At 62.4% G+C, this 9,885-nt stretch carries 9 protein-coding genes; 6 read left to right on the top strand and 3 right to left on the bottom strand.

Annotated features, from left to right (window positions below; genetic code table 11):
* Window positions 1-161: 161 nt before the first annotated feature.
* A complete protein-coding gene (locus BI49514_RS15965; protein WP_101547440.1) occupies window positions 162-875 on the bottom strand; it encodes an aspartate/glutamate racemase family protein in 714 nt (237 codons plus the stop codon).
* 110 nt (window positions 876-985) lie between these two features.
* On the opposite strand from BI49514_RS15965, the gene BI49514_RS15960 reads away from it, so the two are divergent.
* The 4 genes from BI49514_RS15960 (at window position 986) to dctP (ending at window position 5,537) form a co-directional block, all read left to right on the top strand.
* Entirely contained in the window at window positions 986-2,008 is a 1,023-nt protein-coding gene (locus BI49514_RS15960; protein WP_101547439.1) for a LysR family transcriptional regulator, read from the top strand.
* Complete coding sequence (locus BI49514_RS15955) at window positions 2,002-2,538, top strand: TRAP transporter small permease (protein WP_101547438.1); 537 nt, start codon at window positions 2,002-2,004, stop codon at window positions 2,536-2,538. The genes BI49514_RS15960 and BI49514_RS15955 overlap by 7 nt, the downstream gene beginning before the upstream one ends.
* Window positions 2,538-4,121 carry a TRAP transporter large permease gene (locus tag BI49514_RS15950; RefSeq protein ID WP_101547437.1) on the top strand — a complete coding sequence of 528 codons (1,584 nt, stop codon included), beginning with the start codon at window positions 2,538-2,540 and terminating at the stop codon, window positions 4,119-4,121. Before BI49514_RS15955 ends, BI49514_RS15950 begins: the two co-directional genes overlap by 1 nt.
* Before the next feature lie 138 nt (window positions 4,122-4,259).
* The gene (gene dctP / locus BI49514_RS15945; RefSeq protein WP_101547436.1) at window positions 4,260-5,537 is read left to right on the top strand and encodes a TRAP transporter substrate-binding protein DctP; all 1,278 of its coding nucleotides are present in this window, start codon (window positions 4,260-4,262) and stop codon (window positions 5,535-5,537) included.
* Between the two features lie 102 nt (window positions 5,538-5,639).
* On the opposite strand, the gene BI49514_RS15940 is transcribed toward dctP, so the two are convergent.
* Window positions 5,640-6,065 carry a type II toxin-antitoxin system VapC family toxin gene (locus tag BI49514_RS15940; protein ID WP_101547435.1) on the bottom strand — a complete coding sequence of 142 codons (426 nt, stop codon included), beginning with the start codon at window positions 6,063-6,065 and terminating at the stop codon, window positions 5,640-5,642.
* Window positions 6,062-6,289: a FitA-like ribbon-helix-helix domain-containing protein gene (locus BI49514_RS15935; protein WP_062244193.1), complete on the bottom strand. Its 228-nt coding sequence runs from the start codon at window positions 6,287-6,289 to the stop codon at window positions 6,062-6,064. Before BI49514_RS15935 ends, BI49514_RS15940 begins: the two co-directional genes overlap by 4 nt.
* Window positions 6,290-6,441: 152 nt before the next feature.
* Here BI49514_RS15935 and BI49514_RS15930 point away from each other — a divergent pair, with 152 nt between their 5' ends.
* Together BI49514_RS15930 and BI49514_RS15925 are read left to right on the top strand one after the other, a co-directional pair.
* Window positions 6,442-8,457, top strand: a complete 2,016-nt coding sequence (locus BI49514_RS15930) for an ABC1 kinase family protein (protein WP_101547434.1) — start codon at window positions 6,442-6,444, stop codon at window positions 8,455-8,457.
* A 5-nt stretch (window positions 8,458-8,462) separates the two neighbouring features.
* Window positions 8,463-9,356 (top strand): patatin-like phospholipase family protein, encoded by an 894-nt coding sequence (locus BI49514_RS15925; protein ID WP_101547433.1) that lies wholly within the window; start codon window positions 8,463-8,465, stop codon window positions 9,354-9,356.
* Window positions 9,357-9,885: the final 529 nt, after the last annotated feature.

Genomic DNA, 9,885 nt, shown 5'->3' with positions numbered 1-9,885 from the left:
GGCCACGTCGAGGTCTTTCGGATGGATTGTGTGAGAACTTCCATCATCGGAAGACCTCGACGTCTATCCGCGCAGCGACTCGCCGTATCCTGGAATCACCGATCTACACTCTCAATTACGAAGAGCCGGTATGAACCTCTTAGATGCAACGGTCCATGCTGCTAGATCTGAACTGTTGCTAGCTCTCGCGCCATCATCCACTCGACGATCGCTGCCACGTGCGCATCGACCGAATCGATGGCCGGCAGTGGAGCGGTCTCCGGGGGAACCAGCAGGCCGATTTCCGTGCATGACAGTGCCACTGCATCGGCGCCGCGGGCCTTGAGGTCGTTCATGATCTCGACGTACCGGGCGCGCGCGGCCTCCGTGAAGATTCCCTGCGTGAGCTCGTCGAAGATGATCTGATCGACCTCGAGGCACGTCGCCTCGTCCGGCACGAGCGTCCGGATACCCTGCGCCTCAAGGCGGTCGGTGTAGAAGCCGTCGAGCATCGTCCACTTCGTGCCCAACACCGCCAGAGTCGAATAACCCTGACGCTTCGCCATCGTCGCGATCGCATCAACGATATGAATGAGCGGTGCATCGACCGATTCCTCGATTGCCGGCGCGCACTTATGCATGAGGTTCGTCGCGATCGCGACCGCCTCGGCTCCTCCGTCGACCAAACGCTGCGCCGTCGCCACGAGCGAGGCATCATTGCCCGCCCAATCCTCGGCGACCTGCATCGCGCGGATGTCCGCGAAATCCGTCGAATCAAGCAGGATCCGCGCCGAATGATGACCGCCGAGCTGCTTCGCCACGGCATCATTGATCTTCGTGTAGTACTCGATGCTCGAATGCCAGCTCATTCCACCCAGCAGACCGATCCTGCGCATACTCCCACTCCTCAACTCAACGATGACTTCACGACGATTACTTCCAGTGTGGTGCGCATCATCGATCTCCGGTAGACCCAGATCCCACTGCTCTGACATAAGCTGGGCTTATGGCCAATCTCTTCGAGCAGGCTCTCGACTCCGGTGAGCCGAAACGCCTCCTCATCTTCGGCGCCATCGCCGAAGCCGGCAGCATCGGAGCCGCCGCCCGCAACCTCGGCTGGTCCCAGCCAGCCCTGTCCCAGCACATGACGGCGCTGGAGAAAGACCTCGGAGTCACCCTCTTCGACCGCACGCCCCGCGGCATCCGGCTGACCACCGCTGGCCAGCTCGCCAGCATCCGCGCCGCCGAGGTGGCCGCCTCGGTGACGGGACTGCGCGGAGATCTCGCGAAAGCCTTCGGCCTCGGCGGACGCAACGTCCGACTGGCCGGATTCCCCAGCTTCGTCATCGGTCCCCTCGCCGCTGCATTGGGCCGGCTCGAGGCCGACGCCGGATCGGACACCCCGCAGCACCACTCCTACGAAGTCGCCGAGGCGGAACCACCCGAAGCCATGGCCCTGCTCGAGGACGGAGCCATCGATATCGCCTTCCTCTTCCATCACGAAGACGAAACCCCGCCCGAACTCCCCGGCCACGTCACCGTCGACCTCGGCACCGACCATCTCGACCTGCTCGTACCCGAACGGTGGAACCGTGCCGGGCAGGTCCGACACCTCACCGACGTCGTCGACCTGCCCTGGATCATGGGCTGCGTGCGATGCCGATCCACCGCCGAGCGACTGTGCCGCCGGGCCGGATTCGAACCACGCACCCGCCACATCACCGACAACCCGGGCGCCATCCAATCACTCGTCTCCAACGGACTCGGTGTTGCCCTCCTGCCCCGCAGCGCCCGCCGCTACTCACAGGTGGCCGGCATCGATTCGATCGTCGTCGCCGAAGCCGGCGCCCGCCGAGTCACCGCCATGATCCCCGACGGACTGAGGACCGCCTCGGAGGTCGAAGACCTGCTGAACGCACTGCGACTCGGGGAAGGCATGACAGAGACGTCGGCCGCCGGGGGAGCGACGAGCGGCCCGGACGCTGACGCCGTCGATCCGCACCAGAACGCAGGTGACACAGCATGCTGAGGTTCAACAGGATCCTCGATCAGTGGCTGACGGTCACCACGGCCGCGGCGATCATCGTCATGATGCTCCACATCGTCGCCCACGCTCTTGCCCGGTCTCTCTTCGATGCTCCGATCTACGGCACGAACGAGATCGTCGAATACTGGTACTTACCCGTCGTCGCTCTGCTCGGGATCCCGGCCGCCCAGCTGCAGAAGGAACACATCACCGTGACGATGGCCGTCGACCGCGCGCGACCGGCCACGGCAGCGGTATTCAAGATCTTCGCATGCATCCTCGGCTGCCTCGTGTCCCTGGCCTTCGCCTGGTTCGGGCTGAGCAAGGCCCTGGACTACATGGCGATCGGGCAGACCGCCGACGTCTCCTCGGTCATCACCTGGCCCGTGTACTTCCTCGTGCCGATCGTCTTCGTGCTGCTGGCCGTGCTCTATGTCCTCGATACGATCGTCATCGCCCGCACGGGTGAGCCCGACCTCGACCTGACCACCGGTGAACCGGCCGAGACCGACCTGGAGAACCGAAGCTACTGATGAGCCAGCCGAAACCACCCGCGAATACGACCACCGACACCATCGGTGCGACTCTGCCCGCAGGCAACCGACCGAACACCACCGCGCTCTTCCCCGCAGGCTCCCGCCGCGAACGTCCCGGCACACTGGCTCTGACCATCGGGTTCGGACTCGTCGCTGTCTGCCTGATCGGCCTCTTCACCAGCCCAACTGCTGCCATCGGTGGAGCCTGGTGCATCGGGATGATGCTCGTCCTCCTCTTCCTGTCCGTCCCGGTGGCCATCGCCTTGTCCGTGCCATCGATCTTCGGCGTCTACGCAGTCTCCGGCATCCCGGCGACGATGAACATCCTCTCCACCGCCCCATTCAGTGCCGTCTCGGACTGGTCGATGAGCGTGCTGCCCATGTTCATCTTCATGGGCATGCTGCTCACCCAATCCGGACTCTCCGTCAAGGTCTACCGTGTCGCCGACCACTGGTTCTCCTGGCTGCCCGGCGGCATCGGCATCGGCACCACCTTCGCCGGGGCCGGCCTGTCCGCTGTCACCGGGTCGACCATCGGAATGACCTACGCCCTGGGCCGAGCTGGCATCCCCGAGATGCTCAAGGCCGGCTATGACCGCCGCATGGCCGTCGGCACGATCATGGTCTCCGGCATGACGGGCAACCTCATCCCACCCTCGATCCTCATGGTCGTCTACGCCGGCATCGCCTCCGTGCCAGTCGGTCCCGCACTCATGGCTGGAGCCGTGCCCGGGATCCTGCTCGCCGTCTGCTTCGCTGCCTTCATCTTCGCCCTCGGCGTCGTCGCTCCGAGGCTCGTCGGTCGCGGCCAGAACGCCCAGAGTCCAACTAAAAACACAGACACCACCCGCCCCACAACCACCTGGCGAGACCGCTTCACCTCGCTGACCGGCGTGTGGGGCTTCGCGATCATCCTCGTCGTCCTCTTCGGCGGCATGTTCTCCGGCATCTTCACCCCCACCGAGGCCGGAGCCGCCGCCGCACTCTGCTCACTCCTGCTGTGCCTGTGGGAGAAACGAGGGGAACAACCGTGGCGCAAAGTCGCGGACTCGGCCATGGATACGGTGGCGGCCACCTCGGCGATCTTCTTCATCATGATCGGCGCGACCATGCTCACCAGCCTGCTCGCCATCACCGGACTCGCCCCCATCCTCACCGGCCTCATCACGGACCTCGGGCTGTCGCGGATCGGGTTCCTGCTCGTCCTCATCCTCCTCTACATCGTCATGGGCATGTTCTTCGACACCCTGTCGATGATGCTGCTGACCATCCCGATCCTCCTGCCCACCCTCGAGACGATGGGCGTGAGCCCGCTGTGGTTCGGAGTCTTCGTCGTCCTCCTCGGCGAGTTCGCCATGGTCACCCCGCCGGTCGGCATCATCCCCTACATCGTCCACTCGATCGCGAAGAACCCCGAGGTCAACCTCGGTGCCACGGTCACGCTGCGCGACATCTTCATCTCCCTGCTGTGGTTCCTGCCCGTCGTCGTCATCTTCCTCATCCTCATGGTCGCCGCCCCCGGAATGACCGAATGGCTGCCCGAGCTCATCGAACGCACCAGCGGGGGAATGTCCGGATAGACCTCGCCGAGGCGGCCCGTCCACCCGTGGCCTGTGTCGTCTGGGGCTGCCGCAGGGTGTGAGCGGACTCATGGTTAGGTTCACCTCATTCAGGCATATGATTGGAGGGAATTCTCAGCCTTCGCTCAAAGGAGTCCCATGAAGCGCATTCGCACGGCTGTCCGCCCCGTTCAGGCCATTGCAGCCGTCGCATCGCTGGCACTATTGGCCGGATGCGCAGGTTCCGTCGGCGGTGACGGATCGGGTTCGGGTGACTCCGCGGGGGAGGGCTTCGCCTATGACGCCTCCCAAGATGAGATCGATGAGGCGCTGGCCGACTTGGACCCGGTGACGATCAAGTTCCAGCCGTCGTCGATGTCGGAGAAGTCGATCCTCGCGCCCAATGGTCTGGACGTGAAGAAGGCGATCGAGGAACGCTCCGGCGGAAAGATCACCGTCGACATCGTTTGGGGACAGGCGATCGCCGGCTACGACGCCGTCGACGATGCTCTGGCCGATGGCCGAGTCGATCTCGCGTTCACGCTGCCGTCGTACAGCCCGGCCGAGTACCCGGCCTTCGACGCGATCGGCACGGCCATGTCGACCCTGCCGTCCTCGCCCGTGGCCAGTGATCTGGCGGCGAACGCGGCCGGTGTCCAGGCGGCATGGGAGACGCCTGAGGTGCTTGAGGAGTTCGAGAAAAAGGACCTCGTCCCGCTCATCCCGATGCTCGCCGCCGGTGGGTATTCGACGATGTGCTCGAAGCCAATGACCTCGCTTGATGACTGGAAAGGCAAGCAGGTGCGCGTCGGTTCGGCCGCCGCCGGCAAGCAGGTGACCGAACTGGGCGCGACTCCGGTGTCGCTGTCGTTCCCGGAGACCTATGAGGCGCTGCAGCGCGGAACTGTCGACTGCGATCTCGGTCAGTTGGCACCGAATGTTGAGGCCGGCACCTTCGAGGTGGCCCCGAACATCGGTGTGGCATCGGACGCGGGCATTGCACGTTCGGCGGGTGCGATTACGGCGGGCAAGAAGTACTCGGAACTGCCCGTGGCCTACCAGCAGGTTATCTTCGACTCGATGTCGACGACGTTCAGCACGATGATGGAGGTCGTCATCGGTGCGAAGGCACAGGCCGTCGAGCAGGCGAAGGACAACGACGGTTCGGTTCAGCCCTTCGACGATGACGTGCAGAAGCAGATGGCGAAGTACGCGAAGGAACTGTCGGACAAGACCGCTGAGAAGGCCGAAGTGCCTGATGCGCCGAAGGCACTGAGCGACGCTGGAACCGAATGGGCAAAGTCCGTGTCCGAGCTCGGTTACGACGACAAGGGTGACTTCGCCTCACTCGACGAGTGGTACCCGGAGGACGCCTCGTACGACAAGCTCGGCGACGAGCTCTTCGAAAAGGTCATGGCCGAGCACCGGCCGGAGTAGTACCGTAGCGGGCTAGGCCCGAACTTAAAAAGGCCCTGTTGAACGGATGGCGAATAGTCCACCGTTCAACAGGGCTTTTGTGTTGTGAGAACAAGGCTGGGATCAGCTGGAATAGCCCGACCACGGATTTACTAATTGCACTCCGTCCAGCGCTTCGAAATGCTTAGTGTTGCGGGTAGCGACAGTCATGTGGTGAGCAACCGCGATCGAAGCAATGAGGGCGTCGTCGAGCGGTGCACGATCAGGTACGCGGAACGAGCCCAGCGCACGGGCGGCGGGCAGGTCGAAGGGGAGAACGCGTCCCGCAAAACCGGGGAGCAACATGTCCTCGAACCACATTCGCAAAATCTTGCCTTGCTGTGAGTCCGTGCGTTCCTTCGCCGCTACACCACGCTCGATCTCGGAAATGGTCAAGGCAGAAACATACTGGGCTTGTGCGGGTATCGAACTAGACCACTCTTCGACTTCCGGATTTCGACACCGGACTCGCAGAGCTGAAACGACGTTCGTGTCAAGAAGGAAGTTCATAGCTCTGCGCTACGTGCCTTCAGGCCAAGGCGCTTAGGCTCGAACTCGACCTGAGTATCGGTGCTCATCGAGATGAGGTCGACAAGTGTCGGCTCCTCGGCCGCAATGCCAACGGCAAGAGCTTCCCTGGCTTCTGCCTCGATGCTTGAGTTATGAGCAGCTGCTCGTCTGCGCAATATGGCTTTGGTGCCCTCCGGCAGATTGCGAATGAGAATCTGTTCCACGGCTCCTCCTTTGATATCACTACAATGATATCGCTGTCGGTGCGTGATCGGAAGAGAGCTATTCCGATCCACCGCAAACTCTCAATCGAACCTACTCCCTAATCAACTAGGCTGGTGATCGCGTAGGACAAAGTCGACGGAAGGGCTGACGGGTGACGATCCTCTACACCATCGGACTGGGCGTCCTCAGCGCGCTCATCGTCGGATTCCTCGTCCGGCGGTTGATGCTCACCGGCACCGGCGCCGCCCGCAACACCATCGTCTCCCTCATCATGGGCCTCTCCATCTGGCCCATCACCCTCCAGGCGTACAAACTCCTCGGCATCTCCGAATCCGACCAGTACCCGAACCTGTCGATGAGCTTCCCCGCCATCATGGTCTTCCTGCTGCTCTTCGCCTGGTTCATCGTCATCCAGATGTTCGTCCTGCTCGCGATCGAACTCATCATGCCCTCGGGCACCCTGAGCTCACTCATCCGCAACGCACCGAAGATCCCCACCTGGTACCGCCGCGTCAACCGCCTGGCCCAGATCCAGAAGATCCTCATCAAATTCGGCCTCTCCCGCTACCTTCGACCCAGAATCCCCACCCTCCGTGTCTCTCTCCGCGAGATCGCCGCCACCACCCGTGACGCCCTGGCCGCCTCGGGGGTGACGTTCATCAAGCTCGGCCAGTTCATCGCCACCCGCGGTGACATGATCCCGCACGAATTCGTCGAGGAGTTCTCAACCCTCCAAGCCGGGGTCAAGCCCGTTCCCTTCGCCGAAGTGAAGGACCAGCTTGAAGCCCGATGGGGCCGACCCGTCGCCGAGGTGTTCGCCGAGTTCGATGAGAAACCGTTCGCCGGTGCCTCCGTCGCTCAGGTCCACCGCGCCGTGACCTGGGAAGGCCGCGTGGTCGCGGTCAAGGTGCAACGGCCGAAGATCCGCAAACAGGTCCGCGCCGACTGCGATATCGTCCTCACCCTGGCCGACCGGCTCGATCGCACCACCGACTGGGCGAAGAAGATCGGCATCGCGAAACTCGCCCGCAGCTTCGTCGAATCTCTGCAGGGCGAGCTCGACTACCGTGGTGAGCTTGCGCACATCGAAGCCCTCCGCCTCGCCGACGAGACCGGGCGTTCGACGACGAAGACCGATTCCGTCGTCCACATCCCTCACGTGTACAAGGAGCTCTCCGGCGAGTTCGTCATCGTCATGGACCTCGTTGAAGGTTCCCCTCTGTCCCACGGCGCCGAGGTGGTCGACAACCTCTCCGAGATCGCGCGCAGAGAGATCGCCCAGGACCTCTTCCTCATGGTCGTCCGCCAGGTGCTCGGGAAGGGCATCTTCCACGCCGACCTCCACCCTGGAAACATCGTTGTCTCGAGTGCGGGAAGAGTCGGCCTCGTCGACTTCGGCGCCGTAGGCCGCATCGACAAACGCGACCGCCGAGCAATCGCCTTGCTGCTCATGGCCTTCGACTCGCAGAACTCGCAGGCAGCGACTGCGGCCATCCTCGAGCTGCTTGGCACACCGAGCGAGGTGAACCTGCGGGAGCTGCAGCGAGAGATCGGGCAGATCATGCTCAAATACGGTGACGGCGCCCCGGGCTCGACCTCGGCGGCGCTGTTCGGCGAACTCATCGACTTCGTCGTCGACTTCGGGTTCCCGATGCCGGCCTCCGTGGCGACGGCGTTCCGTGCCATCAGCACTTTGGAAGGATCGATCACCCGGCTCGTGCCTGAGCTCAACCTGCTGGCGCTGGTGACTCAGAACGGCAAGACACTGCTGCGTGAAGTCGGGGGACTGGGAGTCGACCGACACGAGATGACGCTCTACGCGGCAGCGACCGCGCCCCAGATCGCCGAGCTGCCCGGGCAGATCTCGCGCATCGCCGGTCACCTGCAGGACGGGACTCTCGACGTCGGCACGAGCGGTCTGAACATTGCGACGATCAAGAATCTGCTGGTCTCGACCGTCGAGCAGTTCATTCAGGTGATCGTCTCGACCGCGCTCATCCTCGGTGGAGTGATCCTCATGGCCGCGGACTTCGGGCCAGCACTGGCGCCAGAACTCAAACTCTTCACCTACTTCGGCGCCTGGATGTTACTTGCTGGTAGTGTGATTGCAGCGTTGGTCCTCGCACCAGCGCTCAGGCAGCGGATGACGTGGGAAGGGCTCGGGTAGGCCAAATGACGGAGCCAGTGGAGACGACGCGAATCAGCGATACCGCACTCATCTTCGAAGGCGGTGGAATGCGAGCATCGCTCACCAGCGCCATGGCCGTCACCCTGCTCAAAGCGGGTCTGTCGTTCGATTGGGTCGCAGGCATCAGCGCAGGAGCATCCACTGCAGTGAACTACCTCTCCGGCGATGCGTGGAGGATACGCAGGTCATTCGTTGAGTTCGCCGCGGAAGAGGAATTCGGCGGGTGGCGTTACTTCGCCCGCGGCAAAGGAATGTTCCATGGCGAGTACATCTACCAACGTGCGGGTGCTCCCGACGAGGCACTGCCGTTCGACTGGGACACCTACGAATCGAGCACAGGCGACATGCGGATCATTGCGTTCGACGCTGAGACTGGCGATGAGGTGGTGTGGTCTAAGAAGGACACCCCGAACATCGACGATTTGATGATCCGCGTACAGGCATCATCGACGATGCCGATTGTCATGCCGCCAGTGCACCTCGATGGGCACGTGTACGTCGACGGCGCGATGGGGGAGGACGGCGGCATCGCGTTGAGCCAGGCTCAGCGCGAGGGCTTTGAGAAGTTCGTCATCGTCCTGACGCAGGAGCGCTCATACAGTAAAGTGCCGCAGCGGTTCCCAGCGGTCTACCGTGGAATATTCCGCAGGTATCCGGCTTTGGCTGACGCCTTGCTGACTCGCTGGAAGCGATACAACGAAACCCGCGAACGTATCTTCGCCCTCGAGGAGGAGGGCAAAGCCCATGTTTTCGCTCCCGACCGCATGCCGGTCGACAACAGTACGCGCGACTTGTCACGGCTCGCGGCCGCTCATCGGATGGGACTTTCACAAGCGTGGAGAGAACTACCCATGCTTCGCGAGTTTCTAGAATTGTGACAAACGCATAGTGCGGTTGTGTCGCACGGCTGAATCTTACACCAGCGACCCTCCTGGAACATTCGATAGTTGTCGGTTCTTGCGGGTTAACGAGCCGATAATTTGTGACATGAATCTATCAATGACTCAAATTGATTTTCACGACCTGCGACGATGCGGCCTAACTGGGTACTCAGTACCGTCCACGACTCTGATATGGCCACGTACATCGTGCTCTTTGCGGCTTCGGGTTAAATTGCCGGTATTCAGGCGACTATTCTTTTTGTGTTTTGCCCATCTGGGCCGCTCCGCCAATCTGTAGACAGCTGAAGCGGTATGGCCGGAATGCGATAACTGTTCATTTGCGAGCGTCTTGTCGGAATCTGAATCCGCCGTCTCCAATCGCTCTGTGTGGCAAAATAGGGCTCATCGTAATTGAGAGTGTAGAACCGGTCTGAAGCCACCGGACTCGAGCAGACACCTCGCGATGTAATGCGTGCGGTTGCGGAATCCCAGCGCGGACCCGCGTAGATGCTCGAGTCTGCCGTTG

Source organism: Brevibacterium iodinum ATCC 49514, from assembly GCF_900169265.1.
GTDB lineage: Bacteria > Actinomycetota > Actinomycetes > Actinomycetales > Brevibacteriaceae > Brevibacterium > Brevibacterium iodinum.
This window is presented reverse-complemented; position numbering and strand designations above follow the sequence as displayed.

Coding starts and splice junctions, on each gene's coding strand:
- BI49514_RS15940 (WP_101547435.1), bottom strand. CDS start 6,065: ATGAACTTCCTTCTTGACACGAACGTCGTTTCAGCTCTGCGAGTCCGG.
- BI49514_RS15955 (WP_101547438.1), top strand. CDS start 2,002: ATGCTGAGGTTCAACAGGATCCTCGATCAGTGGCTGACGGTCACCACG.
- BI49514_RS15965 (WP_101547440.1), bottom strand. CDS start 875: ATGCGCAGGATCGGTCTGCTGGGTGGAATGAGCTGGCATTCGAGCATC.
- BI49514_RS15925 (WP_101547433.1), top strand. CDS start 8,463: ATGACGGAGCCAGTGGAGACGACGCGAATCAGCGATACCGCACTCATC.
- dctP (WP_101547436.1), top strand. CDS start 4,260: ATGAAGCGCATTCGCACGGCTGTCCGCCCCGTTCAGGCCATTGCAGCC.
- BI49514_RS15960 (WP_101547439.1), top strand. CDS start 986: ATGGCCAATCTCTTCGAGCAGGCTCTCGACTCCGGTGAGCCGAAACGC.
- BI49514_RS15950 (WP_101547437.1), top strand. CDS start 2,538: ATGAGCCAGCCGAAACCACCCGCGAATACGACCACCGACACCATCGGT.